The sequence below is a fragment of the Pseudomonas sp. 1 R 17 genome, from assembly GCF_900067035.1.
In the GTDB taxonomy this organism is placed as follows: domain Bacteria; phylum Pseudomonadota; class Gammaproteobacteria; order Pseudomonadales; family Pseudomonadaceae; genus Aquipseudomonas; species Aquipseudomonas marginalis.
This window is the reverse complement of the sequence record NZ_FKLB01000047.1, coordinates 1-26,092: the sequence shown is the minus strand read 5'-3', so window position 1 is coordinate 26,092 and position 26,092 is coordinate 1. Positions and strand designations below refer to the sequence as shown.

Sequence of the window (26,092 nt, the reverse complement as noted above, 5' to 3'; positions counted from 1 at the left end):
CGCCCTTGTCCCCTCGCGCCCACGGGCGCTTAATGGCGGGCATAACAACAAAGATCGAGAACCGGAGGCCTTATGCTCGCCGCGAACTCCAGGGAGCACGTCGACTGCGTCAGTCGCGTGGTCCGCAATGCCGATCGCCTGCCCCAGGCGCCGGTGCCGTCGCTGATTTTCGATTCATGGCGGCGTTCCATTGAACAACACCACCTCGACCCCGGCTCGCTGCAGGGGCCACGCATCCTTACCGAACCCTTGCTCAAGGAATGCCGCGAACGCGCCGAGCTGTTCATGCGCATCGCCGGCGAGGAAGTCGGGCAACTGCACCACCGGGTGCGCCACGCCGACTACTGCGTGATGCTCACCGACGCCCAGGGCCAGACCATCGACCACCGCGTCGACACCACCATTCGCAGCGACTGCCGCAAAGCCGGCCTGTACCTCGGCACCTGCTGGTCGGAAGCCGAGGAAGGCACCTGCGGCGTGGCCACGGTGCTGACCAGCAAGGCCGCAGTGACCGTGCACAAGCGCGACCACTTCCGCGCCGCCTTCATCAGTTTGACCTGCTCCGCCGCGCCGATCTTCGACTCCCAGGGCAACCTGCTGGGGGTGATGGATGCCTCGGCGCTCAAATCCCCGGATGACCGGCGCAGCCAGCACCTGGTGCGGCAGATGGTGGCCCAGAGTGCCCTGGCCATCGAAAACGCCTTCTTTATGCACAGCGCCCGCGAGCACTGGGTGCTCCAGGCCCACAGCACACCGGGCTACGTGGACAGCCAGCCCGACCTGCTGCTGGCCTGGGACCAGGACGGGCGCCTGCACGCGCTGAATAGCAAGGCGCGCCAGGCACTGCGCCGGCGTTTCGGCCAGGTGCCGGAGCATATCGGCGAAGTGTTCGACCTGGATGCGTTGCGCTCGGCCACCGATCAATCAACCCAACACCTGCAATGGCTGGGCGAGCCTGGCGTGCTGCACGTGCGGGTCAACGCGCCGCGCCGCAAACCGTCACGGCCCGTTGCGCACACACAGGTCGACCCACGGGTGGAAGAACACCTGCGCCTGGCCGTACGCGTCAAGGACCGCAACCTGCCGGTGCTGGTGCAGGGGGAAACCGGCGCCGGCAAGGAAGTGTTCGCCCGCCAGCTGCACGAACGCAGCGCCCGGCGAACAGGGCCCTTTGTGGCGGTGAACTGCGCGGCGATCCCCGAGAACCTGATTGAAAGCGAGCTGTTCGGCTACGTGGCCGGGGCCTTTACCGGTGCGTCCAGCAAAGGCATGCCGGGGCTGTTGGTGCAGGCCGATGGCGGCACCCTGTTCCTCGATGAAATCGGCGATATGCCGCTGGCGTTGCAGACGCGCCTGCTGCGGGTGATGGCCGAGGGTGAAGTCGCGCCCCTGGGCGGGGCCAAGACCCGCACGGTAGACATTCAGGTGATCTGCGCCAGCCACCGCGACCTGGCCGTGCTGGTCGGCGACGGGCGCTTTCGCGAAGACCTGTACTTCCGCCTCGGCTGCGCACGCTTCTACCTGCCGCCGCTGCGCGAGCGTAGCGACAAGCTGGCATTGATCAACCGGCTGGTGGAGCAGCAAGCACGCGGCAGCGGCGTCTCGGTCGGCATCGGCCAAGCCGCGCTGGAACGCCTGCTGGGCTATGCCTGGCCGGGCAATGTGCGCCAGCTGCACCACGCGCTGGCGTATGCCTGTGCGGTATGTGAAGGCGGCACGATTCAACTGGCGGACTTGCCGGTTGAAGTGCGTGGGGAGCAGGTTTCGCCAGCCGCGGAACCTAGCGTGAGCCCGGAACGCCAGGTGGTACTGGACGCGTTGATCCGGCATCGCTGGAAGCCGTTGCCGACGGCGCAGGCGTTGGGCATTTCCCGAGCCACCCTCTACCGCCGAGTCAACCAACTGGGCATCGACATGCCCGGCAAGCACTGACACAACGGGGGTCAACAATGTGGGAGGGGCTTGCCCCCTCACACATTTAACACCGTAGGCCTTGGGAGATCAGCGGTAAACCAGCCCGCCATCGATCAACGGCGCCTGCCCGGTCATGTAATCCGCGTCCGGTCCCGCCAGGTAGGCCACCAACCCCGCCACATCCTCCGGCGTTTGCGCACGGCCCAAGGCAATCCCATCCACGTACTTCTTATACGTCGCACCCACTTCAGCCCCGGTAATCTCGGCCATGCGCTTGTCGATCTCCACCCACATATCGGTGCCCACTACGCCCGGGCAGTAGGCGTTGACCGTGATCCCGGCGCTCGCCAGTTCCTTGGCCGCCGCCTGGGTCAAGGCGCGCACGGCGAACTTGGTGGCCGAGTACACGCCCAGCAGCGCGAAGCCTTCGTGGCCGGCGATGGAGCAGGCATTGATGATCTTGCCCTTCTGTTTGAGCGCCTTGAATTTCCTGCCGGCAGCCTGGATACCCCACAACACGCCCTGCACATTGATGCCCAGGGTGCGCTCGACCTGTTCCGGGCTGACGTCCAGCAGCGCGTCGATCTGCGCGACCCCGGCGTTGTTGACGATAATGTCGAAGCCGCCGAGGGTCTGGTGTGCGTGTTCGACCGCCGCCACCACCTGGTCGCGCTTGGACACGTCGGCGATAAACACCGAGGCCTTGCGCCCCAGGGCCACGACTTCGGCGGCCACGGCTTCGAGCTTGGCGCCATTGATGTCGACCAGGGCGATGTCGGCACCGTCCTGTGCCAGGCGCAGGGCGATGGCCCGACCAATGCCCTGCCCGGCGCCAGTCACCAGCGCAACTTTTCCAGCGATACTCATGACAATCTCCTGCAACGATGAGAGAACGTTGTCTATCGCAGGTACGCGCACGGGCTGTCGAGGCGCAACGGGTTTGGCATAGGCGTTGAGACGCCCTGTCTCAGCGCACGCCCGTGTACCGAACGCTTGTAAAACCTGGCCGTTATGCCTAGCTTATGCGCCCCCCCGCCCTGCGCTTTAAGGCCCTCCCCCATGGTTTTGCGTTTTCGTCCTGTCGTCAGTACACGTTTCGCCCTCGGCCTGCTGCTCAGCGGCGGGATCGGCAACAGTTGGGCGGCACAACTCGAGCTGCCGGCGGTGCAGGTCCAGGGCGAGGACGCGTCAGGCTATCGCGCAGACACCGCCTCGGTCGGCGGCTTCAACGAGGCGCCGCTGCTGGACACCCCGGCCTCGATCACAGTGATCAATGCCGCGTTGATCAAGGACCAGCAAGCGCGCCTGCTCAGTGAGGTGCTGCGCAACGACGCCTCGGTGGGCGACAGCTACGCCCCCATCGGCTACTACGAGAATTTCGTGGTGCGCGGTTTCTCGCTGAATGCGGCGAGCAGCTACAAGATCAACGGGCGCACCATCACCGGCGAGCAGAACGTCGCCCTGGAAAACAAGCAGCAGGTGGAAGTGCTCAAGGGCCTGGCCGGTTTGCAGAGCGGGATTTCCGAACCCAGCGGCGTGATCAACTACGTGACCAAGCGCCCGGAAGATGTGCGCTCGGTGACGGTGTCCACCGATGACCGCGGCAGTGGCTATATCGCCACCGATGTGGGTGGCTGGTTTGGCAGCGAGCAGCAATTCGGCCTGCGCGCCAACGTCGCCCATGAAGACCTTAATTCCTATGTGGAGCACGCCAACGGCCAGCGCGACTTCGTGTCCCTGGCCTTCGACTGGAACATCAGCCCCGACGCGGTGCTGCAACTGGACGCGGAATACCAGAACAAGCAACAGCGCTCGGTACCGGGCTACCAGTTGCTGGGCGGCACCGAGGTGCCCCACGACGCCTCGCCGAAAAAACTGCTGGGCCACCAGAGCGGCTCCAGGCAGGTCGGCATCGATTCGCTGAACCTCAACGGCACCTTCGAATACCGCTTCAGCGACCAGTGGAAAGGCAGCGTCAGCGCCGCGCGCAGCAAGGTGGTGATCGATGACTACAGTTCGTTTGCCTGGGGCGGCGACACCAACGGTGTCGGCAACCACTTTACGCCCGCAGGCAACTACGACGTCTACGACTACCGCAGCCCCGACGACACCCGCCGTGACGATGAAGTCCAGGCGGCGATGACCGGCCTGTTCGACACCGCCGGCATCGGCCATGAACTGACCTTCGGCACCAGCGCGTTTCGCCGGGTGATCGACAAGCGCAAGTCCGTCAACGAGTACATCGGCACGGCCAATATCGACGCTGACGCGCCGACGTTCACGCCCACCGACAAGCCGTTGAACGACAGCCATCGCACCCTCGACAGCCGCCAGTACGGCCTGTTCGTCACCGACCGCATCCGCTTCAACGAGCAATGGCAAACCATCCTCGGAGGCCGCGAAGTGCGCCTGGATGAAAAAGCCTTCGACGGTGTCACTGGCAACCAGGCCCGCCATACCCAGCAATACGTGTTTCTGCCCCAGGCGGCATTGATCTACAAACCCGTAGAAAATATCTCGCTGTACACCAGTTACAGCAAAGGCCTGTCCCTGGGCGGCACTGCGCCGTGGTTTGCCAGCAACGCCGATGAAACCCTGGCCCCTACCACCTCGCGGCAAATCGAGGCCGGGGTGAAATACGACTGGCGCCGCATCAGCTTCGCCGCCGCTGTGTTCCAGACACGCCAGGCCTACCAGTACGCCAGGCCGGATGGCGCCGCTACCTTTACCTATGTGCAACAGGGCGAGCAGAAGAACACCGGCGTGGAGTTGTCGGCCAACGGCTGGGCCACCGACCGCCTGCAGATTTCCACCAGCGTGGCGGCGATTCGTGCACGGGTAAGCGGCAGCGGCACACCGGAATACGAAGACCACCAGGCGATCAACGTGCCGAAGCTGCGCGCCAGTGTGTACGCCGATTATGCGTTGCCGTGGGTCAATGGCCTGGCGGTGCTCGGCGGCGTGCAATACAGCGCCAAGAAGTACGCCAACCGCAGCGGCAATGTGGAGGTGGGGGATTATGCGGTGGTCAACGTCGGCAGCCGCTACACCACCAAGGTCGACGGCTACGAGACGGTGCTGCGCCTGAGCGTCGACAACCTGTTCGACAAGCGCTACTGGCGCGACGCGGGCGAGTACATGGGCGATGACTATCTGTTCCAGGGCGCGCCGCTGACGGCGCGCCTGAGTGCTTCGGTGAACTTCTGACACTTACTGCTGTGGCGAGCGGGCTTGGCGAATCGTCGCACCGCCCGCGTTGGGGTGCGAAGCGCCCCTGATGAAGACGAATGGGGTATATCAGGCACTCCTCTGCGCCTGGTTTTGGGGCTGCTGCGCAGCCCAGCGCGGGACAAGCCCGCTCACCACAAAAGAGCCGTCTTCAACCTTTCTTATTTAGGCATCTTGCGAAACCCTACCGCGAGGCGATTCCAGCTGTTGATGGTGGCGATGGCCACGCTCAGGTCGACTTGCTCCTGGGGGCTGAACTCGGCGGCGAGCGCCGTGAAGTCTGCGTCCGGCGCGTGGGTCTGGCTCAGCAGCGTCAGGCTCTCGGTCCAGGCCAATGCCGCGCGTTCACGCGGGGTGAAGAACGGCGTTTCGCGCCAGGCCGACAGGGTGTACAGGCGACGCTCGGTCTCGCCGCCCTTGCGGGCATCGGCGGTATGCATGTCCAGGCAGAACGCACAGCCGTTGATCTGCGACACACGCAGGCGTATCAGTTCCAGCAATGGCAGCTCGATGGAGAGTTTGCCGACGGCGGCTTCCAGGGCGAGCATGGCTTTCATGGCGTCTGGGGAAGCGGTGTAGAAATCGGTACGGGCTTGCATGCGGAACTCCGGAACGGTGGGAAGTGGTGGCTAGGTTAGCCACCGGGCCATACGGGAGAAATAGCCAATTACGGGGAAGAACAGGTGACCAATGGTGCGATCAACCTGGTAATGGAATCACCCGCAACGGTCGCACCGACTTATAGGAAAAACTCGAATAAATCTCCTTGACGCACGGCAGCGTCTGCAACACCTCCCGCGCAAACTCGCCGAACGACTCCAGATCCCTGGCCACCACTTCCAGCAAAAAGTCATAGCGTCCCGACACGTTATGACAGGCCACGATTTCCGGAATATCCAACAGGCGTTGCTCGAACGCCCGGGCGATTTCCTGGGTGTGGCTCTCCATCATGATGCTGACAAACGCCGTCACCCCGTACCCCAGCGCCTTGGGCGAGAGGATCGCCTGGTAGCCGCTGATCACCCCGCTTTCCTCCAGGTTCCTGACCCGTCGCCAGCACGGTGAAGTGGTCAGGGACACGCGCTCGGCCAGCTCGGCCACGGTTAAACGGGCATTGCCTTGCAGGGCGTTTAATAACGCTTTGTCGGTGCGATCCAGCGTGATGGGCATGACGTGCCTCTGTTTATTGTTTTTAGCGAGTTTTCATCCCAGGACAAGGGATTTCTCGGCAAAGTTTGGAAAATCCAGCCGTAGTTATAAGCATAGCATTGTAGGAAATAAGGAGCGCCCGACATGAACACTAAACACAATGCATTCGGCTTTTCCACCCGTGCCATCCACCACGGCTACGACCCCAAGGACCACCACGGCGCACTCGTGCCGCCGATCTACCTGTCGGCCACGTTTGCCTTTCCCACTGCCGAATACGGCGCCGCCTGTTTTGCCGGTGAGGCCGGCGGCCATTTCTATACGCGCATTTCCAACCCGACCCTGGCGCTGCTGGAGTCCCGCATGGCCAGCCTGGAAAACGGCGAAGCGGCGGTGGCGTTCAGTTCGGGCATGGGCGCGATTGCCGCGACGTTCTGGACCCTGCTGCGCCCAGGCGATGAGGTGATCGTCAGCCAGACGCTCTACGGCTGCACCTTCGCCCTGCTGCATCACGGTATCGGCGAATTCGGCATCAAGGTGCGTCACGTGGACCTCACCGACCTGGCGGCCCTGCAAGCGGCACTCAGCCCCGCCACCCGCATGGTCTACTGCGAAACCCCGGCCAACCCCACCCTGCAACTGGTGGACATCGCCGCCGTGGCCGCCCTCGCCCATCAACAGCCGAACGTGACCGTGGTGGTGGATAACACCTACTGCACGCCGTACCTGCAACGGCCCCTGGAACTGGGCGCCGATGTGGTGGTGCACTCGGCCACCAAGTACCTCAGCGGCCATGGCGACATCACCGCCGGCATTGCCGTGAGCAACCAGGCCCTGGCCCAGCGCATTCGCCTGCAAGGCCTCAAGGACTTGACCGGTGCGGTGATGTCGCCCCAAGACGCGTCCCTGTTGATGCGCGGCCTCAAGACCCTGGCCCTGCGCATGGACCGCCATTGCAGCAACGCCCAGGCCGTGGCCGAAGCCTTGCAGGCGCATCCCGCCGTGGAGTGGGTGACGTATCCGGGGCTGCGCAGCTTCGCGCAATACGCATTGGCGGCGCGGCAGATGAGCCAGGCCGGCGGCATGATCGCCTTCGAACTCAAGGGCGGGATCGACAGCGGACGACGCTTCATGAATGCCCTCAAGCTGTTCACCCGCGCGGTCAGCCTGGGCGACGCCGAGTCACTGGCCCAGCACCCGGCGAGCATGACCCATAGCACCTACACCCCTGAAGAACGCGCGCATCACGGTATCAGCGAAGGCCTGGTGCGTTTATCGGTGGGGCTTGAGGACGTCGCCGACCTGTTGGCGGACGTGCAGCAGGCGCTGGCCAAGTGCACCCGCACCGTGCCACGCCAAACGCTCAAGCCTCTCGCGCCTTCACCTTCAAATGCCGCGCATACCAAGGCCGCTTCGGCACGCGCTTGAACAGGCCCTGCAACAGGTGCTCGTCCTCGCCAAAGGTAATGCGCAAGGCGAGCTTCATGGTCTCCGGGTCCATCTCCATCGACTTGCCCATCTGCAACCCCGGGGTGGTGCTGCAGCCATGGGTGTCCGGGCCCAGCCACGGGTCGCCGACTTCGACCCAGCGTCCCGCTGCGAACCAGGCCACGCCGTTGACGTCCAGGCGTCTGACTTCGCCGGGGTTGAAGCGTTCGTGGGCGCGGTACCAGTCTTCGATACGGTCGTCGATCCAGCCGTGGAAGTGCCAGAACACCGGGTTTACATGGGATGAAAACGGGTCGCCGAGGAAGTCGTTTTCTGCCGCGTACCAGCGAGGGGCAAAGTCTGCCGGGTCGCGGGCCAGGGGTACCGGCGCGCCGTTGGACGGGTCGCGGGGCACCGAGGCCCAGCGCATGTGCAGCCAGTCGTGCAGGCCCAGTTCCATTTCGGAGCCGAGTTGGCCCAAGGTCAGTTTGGCCAGGTAGCGCGGGTCGCGGTACTGCGATTCCCAGACCTGGAAGTTGCTGTGGTAGGTCTCGGCGGCCTTGATGTCGCTGACCCACTGGGTGTATTCGCTGTCATCCGGCTCCGACCAGGTGGGCGGCAGCGCGAAGCCGTCGTGGTTGTCGAAGTAACGCAGGAAACCCAAGCGGTCGCGCTCCAGCGCCGGTTGCGGTTCGGGGAATACAGGCCACGAGGGCAGATCCTGCATGGAACGCGCGGTGCCGAGCATATGCCGGTGCATGAAGAAGAAATCGATGCCCGAGCCGTTGCGGTCTTTGTGTTTGCCACGGGCGTCACGCTCCTTGCCGCGCGGGCCGGGTTGCCAGCCGATGCCGCGCAGGGCGTCGCGTTTTTCTTCGGAGAGTTTGTGCCATTGGTCACGGGTGGCGTGCCACAGCTGGTGAAACAGGCGGTGCTCCGGAGCAATCAGCCAGGCCAGCAGGGTCGGGTTAAGGCCGATGCGTTGGCGGGCTTCGGGAAACAGCTGTTTGTGGGCGATAAAGCGGTTGTCACGTTCGGTCAAGGCCAGGGGCCGATCCAGGTCGAGGATGTGCCCGCTGAGGGTGCCGCTGCCGGCGTTGGCGAAGTCGGCCCAGACTTCATCGAGGGTCATCTTGAACTCATAGGCGGGCCTGCCGTCGAGGGCATCGCGGTCGATCAGGCGCCAGTAGAGCAAGGCGCCCTCGCCCGTCAGCAGGTCACCGAGCACGCGGTAGCGCGGTTCGCCTTCGCCGCGCAGGTTGGCAGCGGTGTCCAGGTAGCCGCGCAGGCCACGGCCACGGGGGGCGATGTCGAGCAGCAGTTCCAGGCCTTGCAGCGGCAGGCCCTTGAGGCCGGCGTCGCGGCCTTCCAGGCGCAGGCTCCACACCCCGCGCAAGGTGTTGGCCAGGTGCTGCCCGGCGGTGTCGGCCAGGTCCACGGTGGCTTCGCCGGGAGTGATGGGCAATTCTTCTTCGCGCGTCAACTCGCGATGGGCATAGAAGGCGGCAGGCACAGCCGCGCCGGTCAGCGCCAGGCCTGCGATGAACCCACGTCGAGAGATGGTCATTGTCTACCTTAGGAAACGGCTTTATCAGAGCTAGAACGTTTGCAGGCCGGGGAAATTTACCGCCCTGCCCGTGCCGCCTAAATTTCCCCGCGCACCACTCGTTCTTCCCTGATAGCGAAGGCCTCAACTGACTGAGATGGCAATGACAAAACCACGTTCGAAAAAGGCGCTGTACATCGGCTTGCCGCTGGCACTGGCCATCGGTGCCGGCGCAGGCTTCCTGGCCTGGGATCATTGGTTCAAGGGCAATGCCGGCTACCCATTGGCCGTGATCAAGCAGGCCAATGAACTGCAGGACCGCTTGCTGTCGTTCGACAGCCATATCACCGTTCCCATGGATTTTGGCACCGCCGGCAACGAGGCGGACAAGGACGGCAGCGGCCAGTTCGACCTGGCCAAGGCGGCACGCGGTCGCTTGTCCGGCGCAGCCCTGACGATCTTCGGCTGGCCGGAAATCTGGAATGGCCCCAACGCCCCGCACAAGCCTACTGACGGCTTTGTCGAGGAAGCCCGCCACGAGCAGGAGGTGCGCTACAAGATCATCTCCGGCATGGTGCGTGACTTTCCCAATCAAGTCGGCATCGCCTATACCCCGGATGACTTTCGACGCCTGCATGGCGAAGGCAAGTTCGCGATCTTTATCAGCATGCTCAACGCCTACCCGCTGGGCAATGACCTGAATCAGCTGGACCTGTGGGCCGCCCGGGGCATGCGCATGTTCGGTTTCAGTTATATCGGCAATAACGCCTGGTCCGACTCATCGCGCCCACTGCCGTTTTTCAATGATTCCGTCGATGCGCTCGAAGGCCTGTCGGACATCGGCAAGCAAGCGGTGCAGCGCCTCAATGACCTGGGGGTGATCATTGACGTGTCGCAGATGTCGACCAAGGCCCTGGAGCAAGTCGCGCAGCTGAGTCGCACGCCGATGGTGGCGTCCCACTCGGCACCGCGCGCGTCGGTGGACATCCCGCGCAACCTCAGCGACAAGGAACTGCAACTGATCAAGAACAGTGGCGGCGTGGTGCAGGTGGTGGGCTTCCCGGCCTACATACGCCCCCTGAGCCAGCCGACCCAGGACAAACTCAACACCCTGCGCGCGCGTTTCGACCTGCCGCCGCTGCCCAACCTGGCCATGGCCCTGATGCCGGGGGACGCGATCATCGCGGCATGGCCGGAGCAGAAGTTCGGCCAGTACGCCCAAGGGCTGTACGGGATTCTTGAGGAGGAACCCAAGGCCACGCTCAAGGACTGGGGCGACGCCGTCGACTACACCGTGCGCAAGATCGGGATCGATCACGTCGGCATCGCTTCGGACTTCAACGACGGCGGCGGCATCGACGGCTGGAACAACGTCGGCGAAATCCGCAACGTCACCGCCGAACTGATCCAGCGCGGCTACTCCGAAGCCGACATGGCCAAGCTGTGGGGAGGTAACTTCCTGCGGGTCTGGGACCAGGTACAAAAAGCCGCCAAACCCTTGGCCAACCGCTAATCACCTAGAAGCAAGTCCATGACTGACCGCCGTACGTTTCTCAAGCAGGCCGGGATATTCGCCGCCAGCCTGCCATTGGGCGCTGCACTCATCCCGCAGGCACTGGCTGCCACCACCACGGATGCCCCATGGACGGTGTTCAAGCAGCTGTTCAACCAGGACCCGGATTACCTGCACTTCTCCAACTTCCTGGTGGCCTCGCACCCCAGGCCGGTACGCGAGGCCATCGAGCGTTACCGCGCCCAGATCGACCGCAACCCAGGGCTTGCCATGGACTGGGACCTGGAGGAAACCTGGAAGCGCGAAGGCCAGGTACGCGAATGGGCCGGCCGCTACCTCAAGGCCACCCCGGCGCAGATCGCCCTGACCGGCAGCACCTCCGAAGGCCTGGCGATGATCTATGGCGGCATCAAGGTGCGCCCGGACCAGGAAATCCTCACCACCGTGCATGAGCATTACGCGACCCAGAACGTGCTGGATTTTCGCGTGCTCAAGGAAGGCACCCAGGTTCGCCGGATCAAGCTGTTCGAGCGGGCCAGCCAGGTTTCTGCCGACGAGGTGCTGGCCAATATCCAGCGTAATATCCGCCCCAACACCCGCGTGCTGGGCATGACCTGGGTACAGTCCGGCAGCGGCGTAAAACTGCCCATCGGCGAGATCGGCAAGCTGGTGGCGGCGCACAACCGCAACCGCGATGACAAGGACCGCCTCCTCTATGTGGTGGATGGCGTGCATGGTTTCGGCGTGGAAAACCTCGACTTCCCAGACATGCATTGCGACTTCTTTATCGCCGGCACCCATAAATGGATGTTCGGTCCGCGCGGTACCGGGCTGGTGTGTGCGCGCAACCCTGAAAACACCTACGTCACGCCCATGGTGCCGACCTTCTCCGAAGACAAGGACTTCGCCACCATCATGACCCCCGGCGGCTATCACGCTTTCGAGCATCGCTGGGCGGCGGATGAGGCCTTCAAGCTGCACCTGCAACTGGGCAAGGCGCCGGTCCAGGCGCGCATCCATGGACTGAACGCCGAACTCAAGGAGCAATTGCTGGCGCACCCGCAGATCGAACTGGTCACGCCGCGCAGCCCAGAACTGTCTGCCGGCTTTACCTTCTTCCGGGTCAAGGGCCAGGACAGTGATCGGGTGGCAGCCTACATGCAGAAGAACCGCGTGGTGATCGACGCGGTGGACCGCGACGTCGGCCCGGTGATCCGCACGGCGCCCGGCCTGCTCAACAACTCCGACGAAATCCAGCGTTTCATGACCCTGCTCAGCCAGCGGTTGTGACGCGCCTTTTCCCTTTGCACGAGAGGCCCCTATGACGCCACTGCGACTCAACCCCCTGAAGACCCTGGCACTGACCGCCCTGTGCGGCGCGCTGCTGCCGGGCCTGGCCCAGGCCGCCACGCCGCAACCGGGCAAAGTGTTCAAGGACTGCAAGGACTGTCCGGAAATGGTGGTACTGCCCGCCGGCACCTTCACCATGGGGACGCCGGAAGACGAAGTCGGCCGTGAGCCGGACGAAGGCCCGATGCATGACGTGACCTTCGCCAAGCCGTTCGCCATGAGCCGCTTCCACATCACCGCCGGCGAATGGGACAGCTATATCCGCCAGACCGGAGTGAAGATCGCCGACGGCGACACCCGCCCCGGCCGCGAATGCATCGCCAGCAAGCCACGCTATCCCCAGGGCCCGCGCCAGCCGGCGGTGTGCATGGACATGGACGACATCAAGCACTATGTGGCCTGGCTGTCGAAAAAAACCGGCCAGCAGTACCACATGGTCAGCGAGGCCCAGCGCGAATACGCCGCGCGCGCCGGCTCCGCCGGACCATTCCCATTCCCGTTCGACGAGGGCAAGGGCTACAGCATCGCCAAGCATGCCAACACCTACGGGCCGGCGGACGGGTACAGCTATTCTTCGCCGGTAGGCAGCTACCCGCCGAATGCGTTTGGCATGTACGACATGCATGGCAATGTCTATGAGCGGGTGGCCGACTGCGAGCACCCCAACTATGTCGGCGCACCGACGGATGGCAGCGCGTGGATGGAGCCGAACTGCGAGGGCTACCAGATTCGTGGCAATGACTGGGGCGAAGCGCCGGTGTTTTCACGCTCGGGCAACCGCAACAACATCTACCCGCAAACGCGGGGGGATTGGATTGGCTTCAGGGTAGTGCGCGATCTCTAAAGCTGACGGGATTTAATGTGGGAGGGGGCTTGCTCCCGATGGGGTGCGGCAGTCGACATCGCCATTGACTGATACTCCGTCATCGGGAGCAAGCCCCCTCCCACAGTCAAATCGTGCGCGGCTTAGACCCCCTTCTGCGCCAACAACTCCAAACCTTCATGCAGCGCCGGGAACAGGCTGTTGTTGAAGTTGTTCCAGCGCAGTTCGAGGATGGTGTCGTCCGGCGAGATCTCGGTCTTGAGTACGTCGTGGAACACCTCGCCGGAGTCGATGCCGTTGTCCACGTAGTGGAACGAGGCGCCGGTGAGGTACAGCGGTTCACACGGCTGCGTCTGCTTGGTCGCCCAATCCACCACGGCTTGTCCGCGGGCACCGTACAAGGCATTCCAGGTGGCGTAGGCCCCACGGCGCTCATAGGGCGATTCGATACGGGTAATACCGGGGTGAATGTTCATGATCCGACGCGCAAACGGTGCGCCCGGACGCACCAGTTCATCGAGGATCACCAGCAGGCCGTCCAGCACCACGATATCGGCCTTCAACTCCACCAGGGTGTCGTGCAGGCGCCGTTCGAAATCCTGCTTGCCAGCGACGTGTTCCGCGCTGCCCCGAGGCAGGCGCCGATAGGTGGACGGCACGCTCAGCAGCAGATCGTTGACCAGGCGCCCCTGCACCCGCAGGTCGGCCGGGTACAGCCACTGGCGACCGGGCTTATAGGCAAAGCCGTAGTCGGCCACCAACTGCTGGTCCCGCGGGTTCTGCTCATCGTCGTCATACACCACGCCCACCAGGTTATAGGCCTCGCCCAGTGACGTGTCGTTGAGCGACCCCACCAGAAACTCCAGCACCGACTTCATGTAGCGCTCGTGGTCCTTGTAGGCCACCGGCTGGCCGGCCTTGTCGGCAGCGGCATTGCGCAGGGACCACACGTACACCAGATTCTTTTTCGTCATTGTTTCGCTCTCGCTGGATAGATCAGGCACGCGCCAATACGCGTGCGCCTACACCACAAGAACGAACCAGATGCCGGTCAATTTATCCACCAACCGCACCGCCGGGCACACCGAGCTAAATCGTCGCGCCAACACTTCGTTTGTCATGGGTAAGGGTCTGTGTGCCCAGCCCCCTCTTTTTCACTTTCCGGGAAGTACTTATGACCGACCCCAAGCGCGGCGCCTTCAAAGGTTTGCTTGCATTGCTCAGGCCGTTTCGCACCATCGTGACGGTCTCCATCGCCCTGGGCATGGCCGGCGGCCTGGCCATCACGCTGTTGCTGGCGACCATCAACAACGCGCTGCACTCTTCCACGGGTATGACCCAGGGCGTGATCCTGAGCTTTGCTGCGCTGTGCGTGCTGGCGCTGACCAGTTCGATCGTCTCCGATATCGGCACCAACTACGTGGGCCAGCGGATCATCGCCGCCCTGCGCAAGGATCTCGGCGAAAAGGTGCTGTCGGCGCCCATCGAGCAGATCGAGCAGTATCGCTCCCACCGCCTGATCCCGGTGCTGACCCACGACGTCGACACCATCAGCGACTTCTCCTTTGCCTTCACCCCGCTGGCCATCGCCACCACCGTGACCCTGGGCTGCCTGGGGTACCTGGCGTACCTGTCGGTGCCGATGTTCCTGATGATGGTGGTGGCGATCATCATCGGCAGCAGCGTGCAGTTCATCGCCGGCGCCAAGGGCATTCGCGGCTTCGACGAGGCCCGCGACCAGGAAGACGAGTTGCAACGCTACTACTCGGCAATCGCTTCCGGCGCCAAGGAGTTGCGCATCCACCGGCCCCGCCGCTACCGCATGAACACCCACCGCATCCAGGAAACCGCCGACCGTATCAGCGATATCCAGGTGCGTTCGGTGAACATCTATATCGTCGCCAAGACCTTCGGCTCGATGCTGTTCTTTGTGGTCATCGGCCTGGCGCTGGCGATGCAGGCCTACAACCCGAACCCGGACCCGGCGGTGATCACCGGTTTTGTGCTGGTGTTGCTGTACATGAAGGGCCCGCTGGAACACGTGGTGGGTTACCTGCCGATCATCGGCAAGGCGCGCATTGCGTTTGCGCGCATCACCGAACTGTCCGAACGCTTCTCTTCCCCCGAACCACACCTGCTGATGGACGGCAGCGAAGCGCCGACACCGGTGGTGCACAGCCTGGAGTTGCGCGGCGTGAGCTACAGCCCGCCGCCGGTGGAAGGCAGCCAGCCGTTCCACCTGGGGCCGATCAACCTGAGCATCAAGCAGGGTGATATCGTGTTTATCGTTGGCGAGAACGGCTGCGGCAAGACCACCCTGATCAAGCTGCTGCTGGGCCTGTATCAACCCGAGGCCGGGGAAATCCGCCTCAATGGCGAAACGGTGACCGACCCGGCGCGCGATGACTATCGCCAGCTGTTCACCACGGTGTTCGCCGACTACTACCTGTTCGACGACCTGGTCCAGGGCAGCGCCACCCAGTCGCTGGACAGCGCCGCCAAGTACCTGGAGCGCCTGGAAATCGCGCACAAGGTCAGCGTCAAGGACGGCGTATTCAGCACCACCGACCTCTCCACCGGCCAGCGCAAGCGCCTGGCACTGGTCAATGCCTGGCTGGAAGAGCGCCCGGTGCTGGTGTTCGACGAATGGGCCGCCGACCAGGACCCGGCCTTCCGCCGCGTGTTCTATACCGAGCTGCTGCCGGACCTCAAGCGCCTGGGCAAGACCATCATCGTGATCAGTCACGACGACCGCTACTTCGATATCGCCGACCAGTTGGTGCGCTTGAGTGCAGGGAAAGTCGTTGCGGAGTTGGAGCCCGCATAATTTTTTCCGGTTTATGCGAGTGCGAACGTCTCATATGCAGCAATGAGAATTAACCGCATTAAGTACCCATCTGCCAACACTTAAAAAAGAGAAACAACACCATGCCAGTACGGCTTGCCCTCAGCCCATTGAGCACCGCACTTTCCATGCGGCGGGCCCTGAAATTCAACGCTCTGCCCAATAGCCTGGCCCTGGCGGCCAGCCTGTCGATGGCGAGTTATGTGCAGGCGCAAGAGTTCGAATTGAACATCCCCGCGCAGCCGTTGAGTACTGCACTGCAGGTATTTGGCCAACAGACCAACCTGCAAATCCTGTACAGCCCGGAAACCGTGCAAAACAAGCACAGCGTGGCGGTCAGCGGCAAGATGGACCCGGTACGGGCTATCGAGCAAATGCTGGGAGGGACCGGCGTCAGCTACAGCCTGCAAGGCAGCTCGATGATCATCAACGCGCCCGGCTCCGGTAGCGACGCCCTCGAGCTTGGCGCCACCCAGATCAACGCCAACCAACTGGGCACCATCACCGAAGGTTCCGGCTCCTACACACCAGGCACCATCGCCACCGCCACCAAGATGGTGCTGACACCGCGCGAGACGCCCCAGTCGATTTCCGTGGTCACCCGCCAGACCATGGATGACTTCGGCTTGAACGGCATCGACGACGTGATGCGCCACACACCGGGCATCACCGTCTCGACCTTCGACAGCGAGCGCACCAACTATTATTCCCGGGGTTTCCCGATCCAGAACTTCCAGTACGACGGCGTGCCGACCACCCGCAACGAAGGTTACTCGGCCGGCCAGACCCTGAGCGACATGGCGATCTACGACCGTGTCGAAATCCTCAAGGGCACCACCGGCCTGATGACCGGCGCCGGCGGCCCGGGCGGCACCATCAACCTGGTGCGCAAGAAGCCCACTGCCGAGTTCCAGGGGCATGTGGGCCTGGGCGCCGGCTCGTGGGACAACTACCGCTCGGAGCTGGACGTGAGCGGCCCGCTGACCGAAAGCGGCAACGTGCGCGGGCGTGCCGTGGCGGTATACCAGGACAAGCATTCATTCATCGACCACTATGAACGCAAGACCAATGTCTACTACGGCATCCTCGAATTCGACCTGTCGCCGGACACCCTGCTGACCATCGGCGCCGACTATCAGGATAGCGACCCCAAGGGTTCGAGTTGGTCCGGCAGCCGCTCGTTGTTTGATGGCGTGGGTAACGAGATCAGCTTTGACCGTGGCTACAACAATGGCCCGAAGTGGAGCAGCTGGGGGCAATACAGCCGCAGCGTTTTCGCCACCCTGGAACACGCCCTGGATAACGGCTGGATCGCCAAGGCCAACTACAGCAACCAGCTCAATGGCTATAACGCACCGCTGGGTTACGCTTCTCCAAAGCAAAATTCCACCGACAGAGCCTCGGTGTATGCCGCCAAGTACACTGGCAAGACCATCAGTAATAACGGCGACTTCTATCTCTCCGGGCCGTTCAGCCTGGGCGGTCGCGAGCACCAGTTGGTGGTGGGGGCATCGGTTTCGCGTTCGCACTGGGAAGGCAACGACTATTACAGTGCGACCTATAAGGACAGTAATGACTTCCCTCTTTATTCATGGGACGGCGACAGCCTGGAGCCGGATTGGGGCCGCGCTACCGAGAAAGACGACATCACCCGCCAGGCAGCGGTCTACTTCTCGACACGCCTGAGCCTCACTGACGACCTGTCCCTGTTGCTTGGTTCGCGCCTGACCGACTATCGGCTGACCGGCACCAACGACTCGCGCGAGACCGGCAAACTCATCCCGTATGCGGGCGTGGTGTACGACCTTAATAAAAACTTCTCGGTGTACGGCAGCTATACCTCGATCTTCATGCCGCAGCAGCTGCGACCCGACCGCAACAACAAGATGGTCGAGCCTGACGAAGGCGAAAACTATGAACTGGGTGTGAAGGGTGAGTTCTATGACGGCCGCCTGAATGCCAGCCTTGCCTACTTCGAGATTCATGAGTCCAATCGCGCCGAGGAAGACACCGAGTACAACAACAATATGCCGGCCAACTCGCCTGTCGAGTGGGCCTACATGGGCGTCCAGGCCAAGACCAAGGGCTATGAAGCCGAGATTTCCGGTGAGCTGCTGCCAGGCTGGCAGGTGCAGGCGGGCTACACCCACAAGGTGATCCGCGATGACGATGGCAAGAAGTTCTCCACCTGGGAACCTCAGGACCAGCTCAATTTCTACACCAGCTACAAGCTGACCGGCGCCCTCGACAAGCTCACCCTCGGCGGCGGCGCGCGCTGGCAAGGTGAGGCGTGGCAGGATGTCTACAACCGCGGCAAGAGTGTCACCCAGCGGTTCTCTCAAGACCCGTACTGGCTGGTCGACGCCATGGCGCGCTACCAGATCAGCAAGAACCTCTCCGCCTCGATCAACGTCAACAACGTGTTCGACAAGCGCTACTACACCAACATCGGCTTCTACACGTCGTCCTACTCGGGCGACCCGCGCAACGTGATGCTGTCGACCCGCTGGGACTTCTGATCTAACCCCGGCAACCTCCAGACACCCTGCGCAGCCCGCCTGCCCAGGGTGTTTTTTATGGGCGATGCTTCACCGCCCTCCCCCCATAACCCACCATCGAGTAGGAGGCGGCCTCACAGCCGCCGTCCTCTCACACCACCGTACGTACGGTTCCGTATACGGCGGTTCAGGTTATGCGGATATACGTCACAGCGATCCGTGCAAGTATTGGGCTTTGACGATTGTGGCCGTCTTACCCCGCTGCGCCGCCTCATCCGCTTCCTGTTCGTCAGGCCAGCATTTTGCCTCGGGCTTCCTTCAGATTCGCAGTCACCCGCAACACCCTTGCCTCTGGCTAGCACTTCCCCTTGCCGGGTGTGTAGAGGACTTGCACCTCCAAGTCGTTTGGCTCACCACCACAGTGAGCTAAACAGCGCCAGTCACGGCGCTACGCGCCATGCCTGGCGCACCACAAAAAAGCCCCGGTTCACACCACGTGAGCCGGGGCTTTCTGCCCAAGTGACGGTTACGCCATGGCCGTCACCAGGCTGCGTACAAATTCAGCGTTGTCGATGATGCGCTCATGGTCCACCTCAATCACCACCGACCGCACCACACAGCCCTCGCCAATCACCCGCTGCATGCTGGCTTCGATCAACGCCCGGTGCTGACCGGCCCGGCTCATGGCGGCCCACCAGCAACTGACAGGCGCCTTGAGTGGCTTGAAGTCAGCCTGCTCCATGCGCTTGACCAACGTACGGTCGACGTCCCAGGACACCTGCGCTTCGTTGCCCTCCAACAGCGCTTGCCTGATGTCGAGGAAGGCGTCACCCAGGGTGGCCTCGGCCCATTCGACGAAGCGTGCCCATTGCGTGCCTGCATCGGCGTGGGTGGCCTGCACGTCCTGCCAGGTGGCATGGACAGCCTCTGCAAACGCCGGGAACATCACCCCGAGCAAGTCCACGCGCCGTTCGTTGTCGGATATCTCGCTGTCGTCGGTCACGATTGCCGCTTCCCAGTACGGGGTGAGCCAGCGCGGCGGCGACGAATCGATCCAACCGACAAACTCCACCTGTCGGCCCGCCTGTTCCAGGTGATAGGCAACCTCTACCGCCAGGTTGCCGCCCAACGACCAGCCCGCCAGGCGGAAGGCCCCTTCGGGCTGGGCTTCCAGCAATTGCGCGGAGTAATCCTCGACCATGCTGGACCAGGCCGGCACTTCGGCGCCCTCCTCGGCCAACGCACGGCAGATCACCCCGACCACCGGCCGCTGCTCACGCAACGCCAGGGCGATGGCCTTGTAGCAATGCACCGAACCGTAGCTGGGGTGGAACAGATAGAGCGGCGTGCCTTCGGTGCGGCTGTTAAGCGGCACCAGCAGCGAGCGGCGAGTGATGCCTGCGAGACAGCCGACCTGCGCGCGTACGGTCGGGTTGAGCATCAACTGGCTGACCGAAAGGCCGATGCCGCTGGCCTTGCGAATCCGCTCCTTGAGCATCAGCACCAACAGCGAATGGCCGCCCAATTCAAAGAAGTTGTCATTCAACCCGACGTGTTCCACACCGAGCACATCGGCCCAGATCGCGGCGACTTTCTGTTCAAGCTCGGTCCGTGGTGCTTCAAACCGCTGGGTCGACTGCGTGTCCGGTTTCGGCAATGCCTTGCGGTCCAGCTTGCCGTTGGGGCTCAGGGGCATCTGTTCCAGCAGCAACCATTGCGTCGGCACCATGTAATCCGGCAACTGCACAGCCAAGTGTGCACTGAGGGTTTCACGCCAGCCCTCGCCCTGCGCCTGCAAGACCAGGTAACCCACCAGGTGCTTGCCGTCCACCGCCAGCACCGCCGCCTCGCGCACCGATTCGTGCTCCAGCAGGCGTGCTTCGATTTCACCCAGCTCGATACGCAAGCCGCGCAGTTTGACCTGATGGTCGATACGCCCGGCGTATTCGATCACACCGTCAGGGCGGTAGCGCGCCAGGTCTCCAGTACGGTAGAGGCGCTCACCCTTGATGAACGGATGCGCGATAAAGCGCTCGGCGGTCAAGCCCGGGCGCCGGTGATAACCGCGCGCCAGGCCCACGCCGCCCAGGAACAGCTCACCCAGCACGCCGGCCGGTACCGGCTCGAAATGGCTGTCCAGGACATAGCAGCCCAGGTTGGCAATCGGCTTGCCGATCGGCACTGCGTCGCGGCCTTCATCCACGCACGTCCAGTGGGTCACGTCGATGGCCGCTTCGGTCGGGCCGTACAGGTTGTAAAGCGCGGTGTGCGGCAGTTTGGCGAACACTTGCTGTTGCGCATCCACCGGCAACGCCTCGCCACTGCACACAATGCGCTGCAGGCTGACGCAGGAAGACACGTTCGAATCCTGCAGGAACGCTTGCAGCATCGACGGCACAAAATGCAGTGTGGTGACCTGTTCACGCGTGATCAGGCCGACCAGTTTGTCAGGGTCGCGATGGTCCCCCGGTGCGGCGACCACCAGGCGTGCGCCGGTCATCAGCGGCCAGAAGAACTCCCACACCGAGACGTCGAAACTGAACGGGGTTTTCTGCAACACGGTATCGCGGGCATCCAGCGCGTAGGCCTCCTGCATCCAGCACAGGCGGTTGGTCAGTGCGCAATGGCGGTTGCCCGCGCCTTTGGGTTGCCCGGTGGAACCCGAGGTGTAGATCACGTAGGCGAGGTTTTCGCCGTCCAGGGCGACGCCCGGGTTCGCGTCGCTGTAGCCTTCGCACCCGGCGTCGCCCAGCACCAGGGTTTCCAGGCCTTGGGTAATCGGCAATTGCTCAAGCAAATGGGCTTGGGTCAGCAGCAGTTTCACGCCGCTGTCGTCCAGCATGTAGGCCAGGCGCTCACGCGGGTATTCCGGGTCCAGCGGCACATAGGCGCCACCGGCCTTGAGCACCGCGAGCAGGCCGACGACCATTTCGATGGAACGCTCCACCGCCAGGCCGACCAGCACGTCCGGGCCTACGCCGGCTTCGAGCAAACGATGGGCCAGGCGGTTGGCGCGGCGGTTCAACTCGGCGTAGCTCAGCCGCTGCGTGCCAAATGCCAGGGCGGGAGCCTGCGGCGTCAGGGCGACCTGATCTTCGATCAATTGGTGCACACCGCGCGGCAGCGGGTACTCGCGCGCCGTCGCATTCCAGTCCTCGACGATCACCTTGCGCTGTGTCTGCGGCAGGGATGGCAGGTCCGCCAGGCGCTCCACCTGCGCAAGAGTGAGTGCCTGCAACACCTGCTCGAAGTGCTCGGCCAGATGGACGATGTCCTGCTCGCCGAACGCAGCCGGGTCGTAGTTGAACTCCACGGCCAGGCGTTCACCCATGGCCAGCAATACGGTCAAGGGATAGTGCGTCTGCTCCAGGCTGTCCATCGCGCCGAAACGCAGGCCCGCCGGGGCGCCCTGCTCCAACGCCGCCGACACCGGGTAGTTCTCGAACACCAGGATGCTGTCGAACAGCGCTTCGCCACCGAGCCCGGCCCATCGCTGGATGTCGAACAACGGCGTGTGCTCTTGCTCGCGCAGACGCAGGTTTTGCCCCTGCACCTGCTGCAGCCAGGCGTCCACGCTCAGCTGCGGGCTCGGCGTCGCCACCACTGGCAAGGTGTTGATAAACAAACCGACCTGCTGCTCGATGCCCGGCAACTCGGCCGGACGTCCCGCCACCGTCGCACCGAACGCTACGGTGTCCAGGCCGGTATGCCGTTGCAACAGCAGGAGCCAGGCACTTTGCACCAGGGTATTGAAGGTGACCTTGTGCCGCTGGGCAAAGGCCTTGAGCTGCTCGGTGGCCGACTGCTCCAGTACCAGCCGGTGAATGCCGTTGACCTGGGACACACCCTGCTCGCGCCTGGCACCGCGCGACAGCCGGGTAGGTTCCTGCAGCCCCGCCAGCTGCGCCTTCCAGAAGGTTTCGCTGGTGACCGGGTCCTGTGCCTGCAGCCAGGCGATGTAGTCACGGTAACGCCCGTTCGGCGCGCGCAACACCTCACCGGCGTACTGCTGCAGCACCTCGCCGAACAACTGCGATGAACTCCAGCCATCCATCAGGATGTGGTGGTTGGTGTAAATCAGATGATGGCTGTCGGCACCGGTACGCACCACCACCAGGCTCAACAATGGGGCCTGCTCAAGCACAAAGCCTTCGGCCCGGGCGGCTTCGGCCAGTGCGTCGAGTGCTTCCGCGCGGTCCGCGCGGTGCTGCCAGTCGTGTTCGAGCAAAGGCACCCGCACCGTCTTGTAGACCACTTGCAACGGCTGCTCCAGCTCGGTCTGCCAGAGAAACGCCGTGCGCAGGATATCGTGATGTTCCACGGCAACCTGCCAGGCCGCCTGGAACCTGCTTACATCCAGCCCTTGCACATCGACGCGCATCTGGTTGATGTAGTCGCCGGAACCCTGCCCATACAAGGATTGGAACAGCATGCCCTGTTGCATCGGTGACAACGGGTAAATGTCCTCGACCCGGCTCAACGGCAACGACAGGCCATCCAACTGTGCCTGGCTCAAGCGCGCCAATGGGAAGTCCGACGGCGTGGCACCGGTGTTTTCAGGCTGGCAGCAATGCGCGATCAGTGCCTTGAGTTCCTGGGCATAGTCATCGGCCAATTGTTGGATGCTGGCCGGGTCGAACATCTGCTGGCTGAAGCTCCAGGTCAGGTTCAATTCGCCGCCATACACCTGGCCGTTGATTTCCAACCAATTGCCCAAGGATGCCTCAGGGCTTTGATCGGCCCCTGCAGCGTCACCGGAAGGCGCAAACAGGCCCGGCTCCTCGCTGTCATCAAAACTGGCATCGAACTGGCCCAGGTAGTTGAAGGTAATGCGTGGCTGCGGCAAGCGCGCCAGGGCTTCGCGAACCTGCGGTTGTCCCAGGTAACGCAAGGCACCAAAGCCGATGCCTTTGTCGGGAATGGCGCGCAGTTGCTCCTTGATCCCCTTCAACGAGTCCGTCAGGGTCAGGGCCGGCGTCAGTTTGACCGGGTAGAGACTGGTGAACCAGCCGACGGTACGGGTCAGGTCGATATCGTCGAACAGGTCTTCGCGGCCATGGCCTTCCAAACGGATCAGGGTCGACGCATGGCCGGTCCAGCGCCCGATCACCCGGGCCAGGGCGGTCAGCAACACATCGTTGATCTGGGTGCGATAGGCCGCCGGTGCATCCTGCAACAGACGCCGGGTGTGAGTGCTGTCCAGGTGCGTGGTCGCACTGCCGGCATGCCGGTTGCTCAAGCTGGCACCCGGTCTGGCAGCTGGCAGGTCGATCTCGGCGTCGTGCAACTGCGCTTGCCACCATGCCAGTTCGCCGGTCAGCGCATCGCCCTGGGCGTACTGCTGCAGTCGGTGTGCCCAGTCGCGGGTGGAACTGGTCTTGACCGGCAATACCACGGCAACGCCACGGGCGAGCTGACGGTAAGCCGTTTGCAGGTCCTCCAGCAGGATCCGCCACGACACACCATCCACCACCAGGTGGTGGATCACCAACAGCAAGCGCTGTGCTCCACCGTCCAACTCGACCAGTACCGCCCGTATCAGCGGGCCGTGGCCCAGGTCCAGGCTGCGTTGTGCCTCTTCACCCAAGGCCGCGAGTTCGTCGATGTCCTGCAGCGTGCGGTGCCACAGCACGGCGTCGGCCTGGTGCTGTTCGGCACCGCGATAGACGCCCTGCCAGCCACCCGCACCGTCAACGAACTGCGAACGCAACGCATCGTGATGCACGATCAACGCCTGCAAGGCCTGGGTCAGCGTCGTGGCGTCGAGGTGTTCATGGGGTTGCAATACCACCGATTGGTTCCAGTGATGACGCTCGGCGATCTCATCGGCGAAGAACGCTTGCTGGATAGGCAGCAGCAAGGTTTCGCCACTGAGCGCGGCCTGGCTGATCGTCACGCCTTCGACGCCTTGGCGCGCGACACCGGCCAGGCTTTGTACGGTCTGGTGCTGGAACAGGTCCTTGGGCGTGAACCGAATACCCGCCTGGCGAGCACGGCTGACCACCTGGATCGAGATGATCGAATCACCACCCAGCTCAAAGAAGTTGTCGTTCAGGCCCACTTGCGGCAGGCGCAGCACCTCGGCCCAGATCGTCGCGAGCTGTTGTTCCAGCTCGCTCTGCGGGGCCACGTAAGCCTGTTGCAACAGGCTCGCATCCGGTTGCGGCAGGCCCTTGCGGTCGAGCTTGCCGTTGGGGGTCAGCGGCATTTGCGCCAGGAACATGAAGTACGTTGGTACCATGTAATCCGGCAGGCGGGTTTTCAGGGCACGGCGCAGGTGGTCGCGGAATTCGGCTTCGTTGACCAGGCTGGCGTCGGCCGGCACCACGTAGGCTACCAGCCGTTTGCCGGTCGGGCCGTCCTGGGCCACCACCACGGTTTCACCGACACCGTCCTGCTCACGCAAGCGCGCTTCGATTTCCCCCAGTTCGATGCGGAAACCACGGATCTTCACCTGGTGGTCGACACGCCCGAGGTAATCCACCACGCCATCCGGGCGGCCACGGGTCAGGTCGCCGCTGCGATACACGCGACTGCCCGGCTTGCCGAACGGGTCCGGCACGAAGCGTTCGGCGGTCAGCGCCGGACGTTCCAGGTATCCACGGGCCACGCCCTCGCCGCCCAGGTACAGCTCACCGGCGACGCCGATGGGTTGCAGGTTGAGTTGCGCGTCCAGCACGTAGCCGCTGCGGTTGCCCAATAGCGTACCAATCGGTGCATACACGGCGCCGCAGGGGTCGCCCTTGCGCGCTTTCCACAGCAACGGCGTGACCACGGTTTCGGTCGGGCCGTAGCCGTTGAACAGGTAGGTCGGCTTGAGCGCGCGCCAGGCCAGGTCGTAGCTGGCTTGCGCCACCGCATCGCCGCCAAAGCAGTACACACGCACTTTCGGTGGATTACCGTCGCGCTCGGCATGCTCGGCCAGTTGTTGCAGGTACACCGGCGGGAACACCGCCATGGTCACGTTGTGACGGTGCATCTGCGCGTAGGTGTACTCGGGCAACCACAGGCTGTCGTCACGGACCAGCACGCTGGCGCCGTTGATCAGCGGGTGCATCCAGCCTTCGTGGGAGCCGTCGAAGGCGAACGACATGAAGTGCAGTTCGCAATCGGCCGGCGATGTTTCATAACGCTCGCCGGTGGCGATGATGTGCGCCACCAACGGCCCATGGGACACCGCCACGCCCTTGGGCAGGCCGGTGGAGCCGGAGGTGTAGATCACGTAGGCAAGGTTGTCGCCGTGCAGTTTTACCTCCGGCGCGGTGTCGCTGTAGTCGGCCCACGCCTCGGTGCGATCGATGGCCAGGCTGTCCAGGCCCTCGGGAATCGGCAGTTGCGGCAACGCACTGGTGTGGGTCAGCAGCAACTTCGCACGGCTGTCCTGCATCATGTACAGCAGGCGATCACGCGGGTACTCGATATCCAGCGGCACATACACACCGCCGGCTTTCATCACCGCGAGGAACGCCACCAGGCTCTCGGCACTGCGCGGCATGGCAATTGCCACGCGCACTTCGGGGCCGATGCCACGGGCGATCAGGGCATGGGCCAGGCGGTTGGCCTGGCGGTCCAGCTCGCCATAACTCAGGGTTTGCGCATCGAACTTGACCGCCACCGCAGCGTGGTTTTCGGCGGCGCGGTCGGCAACCATTTCGTGTACCAGACGCTCGGCCGAGAAGCCGGCGTCAGTCTGGTTCCACAGCTGCAGGATGTGTCGTTGCTCATCCTGGCCCAGCAGGTTGAGTTGGCTGATGGATTGCTGTTGGTCGGCAACCATCGCCTGCAACAGGTTTTGCCA

The 26,092-nt window shown here is 63.4% G+C and carries 14 protein-coding genes; 8 read left to right on the top strand and 6 right to left on the bottom strand.

Features of this window, described 5'->3' with window-relative positions:
• Positions 1-72: 72 nt before the first annotated feature.
• Complete coding sequence (locus BFP99_RS16395) at positions 73-1,932, top strand: sigma-54-dependent Fis family transcriptional regulator (protein WP_065927961.1); 1,860 nt, start codon at positions 73-75, stop codon at positions 1,930-1,932.
• Between the two features lie 69 nt (positions 1,933-2,001).
• On the opposite strand, the gene BFP99_RS16390 is transcribed toward BFP99_RS16395, so the two are convergent.
• A complete protein-coding gene (locus tag BFP99_RS16390) occupies positions 2,002-2,781 on the bottom strand; it encodes an acetoin reductase (protein ID WP_065927962.1) in 780 nt (259 codons plus the stop codon).
• 192 nt (positions 2,782-2,973) lie between these two features.
• On the opposite strand from BFP99_RS16390, the gene BFP99_RS16385 reads away from it, so the two are divergent.
• Positions 2,974-5,121 (top strand): TonB-dependent siderophore receptor, encoded by a 2,148-nt coding sequence (locus BFP99_RS16385; RefSeq protein WP_065947717.1) that lies wholly within the window; start codon positions 2,974-2,976, stop codon positions 5,119-5,121.
• A gap of 182 nt (positions 5,122-5,303) precedes the next feature.
• On the opposite strand, the gene BFP99_RS16380 is transcribed toward BFP99_RS16385, so the two are convergent.
• Together BFP99_RS16380 and BFP99_RS16375 are read right to left on the bottom strand one after the other, a co-directional pair.
• Complete coding sequence (locus BFP99_RS16380; RefSeq protein WP_065947716.1) at positions 5,304-5,741, bottom strand: carboxymuconolactone decarboxylase family protein; 438 nt, start codon at positions 5,739-5,741, stop codon at positions 5,304-5,306.
• Positions 5,742-5,841: 100 nt separating this feature from the next.
• Entirely contained in the window at positions 5,842-6,312 is a 471-nt protein-coding gene (locus tag BFP99_RS16375) for an Lrp/AsnC family transcriptional regulator (protein ID WP_065947715.1), read from the bottom strand.
• Between the two features lie 123 nt (positions 6,313-6,435).
• Here BFP99_RS16375 and BFP99_RS16370 point away from each other — a divergent pair, with 123 nt between their 5' ends.
• A complete protein-coding gene (locus BFP99_RS16370; protein WP_256098161.1) occupies positions 6,436-7,719 on the top strand; it encodes a methionine gamma-lyase in 1,284 nt (427 codons plus the stop codon).
• Here BFP99_RS16370 and BFP99_RS16365 read toward each other — a convergent pair.
• Complete coding sequence (locus BFP99_RS16365; RefSeq protein WP_065947714.1) at positions 7,655-9,286, bottom strand: pyoverdine maturation tyrosinase PvdP; 1,632 nt, start codon at positions 9,284-9,286, stop codon at positions 7,655-7,657. The two genes, BFP99_RS16370 and BFP99_RS16365, sit on opposite strands and share 65 nt — an antisense overlap.
• Before the next feature lie 142 nt (positions 9,287-9,428).
• Between BFP99_RS16365 and pvdM the strand changes: the two genes are divergently transcribed.
• Genes pvdM through BFP99_RS16350 form a run of 3 tightly spaced genes read left to right on the top strand, consistent with a single transcriptional unit; the run spans position 9,429 to position 12,972 of the window.
• On the top strand, positions 9,429-10,778 hold the full coding sequence (pvdM, locus tag BFP99_RS16360) for a pyoverdine-tailoring dipeptidase-like protein PvdM (protein WP_065947713.1): 1,350 nt from the start codon (positions 9,429-9,431) through the stop codon (positions 10,776-10,778).
• 18 nt (positions 10,779-10,796) lie between these two features.
• The gene (locus tag BFP99_RS16355) at positions 10,797-12,068 is read left to right on the top strand and encodes a pyoverdine-tailoring periplasmic protein PvdN (RefSeq protein ID WP_065947712.1); all 1,272 of its coding nucleotides are present in this window, start codon (positions 10,797-10,799) and stop codon (positions 12,066-12,068) included.
• Between the two features lie 31 nt (positions 12,069-12,099).
• On the top strand, positions 12,100-12,972 hold the full coding sequence (locus tag BFP99_RS16350; protein ID WP_065947711.1) for a dihydropyoverdine dehydrogenase: 873 nt from the start codon (positions 12,100-12,102) through the stop codon (positions 12,970-12,972).
• A gap of 122 nt (positions 12,973-13,094) precedes the next feature.
• Here the strand turns inward: BFP99_RS16350 and BFP99_RS16345 are convergent, their stop codons facing one another.
• Positions 13,095-13,925 carry a N(5)-hydroxyornithine transformylase PvdF gene (locus BFP99_RS16345; protein WP_065947710.1) on the bottom strand — a complete coding sequence of 277 codons (831 nt, stop codon included), beginning with the start codon at positions 13,923-13,925 and terminating at the stop codon, positions 13,095-13,097.
• A 200-nt stretch (positions 13,926-14,125) separates the two neighbouring features.
• On the opposite strand from BFP99_RS16345, the gene BFP99_RS16340 reads away from it, so the two are divergent.
• Positions 14,126-15,778 (top strand): cyclic peptide export ABC transporter, encoded by a 1,653-nt coding sequence (locus BFP99_RS16340; protein ID WP_065927970.1) that lies wholly within the window; start codon positions 14,126-14,128, stop codon positions 15,776-15,778.
• A gap of 101 nt (positions 15,779-15,879) precedes the next feature.
• A complete protein-coding gene (locus BFP99_RS16335; protein WP_065947709.1) occupies positions 15,880-18,315 on the top strand; it encodes a TonB-dependent siderophore receptor in 2,436 nt (811 codons plus the stop codon).
• Positions 18,316-18,820: 505 nt separating this feature from the next.
• Here BFP99_RS16335 and BFP99_RS16330 read toward each other — a convergent pair.
• On the bottom strand, positions 18,821-26,092 hold a 7,272-nt coding region (locus tag BFP99_RS16330; RefSeq protein WP_141690789.1), incomplete at its 5' end, for a non-ribosomal peptide synthetase.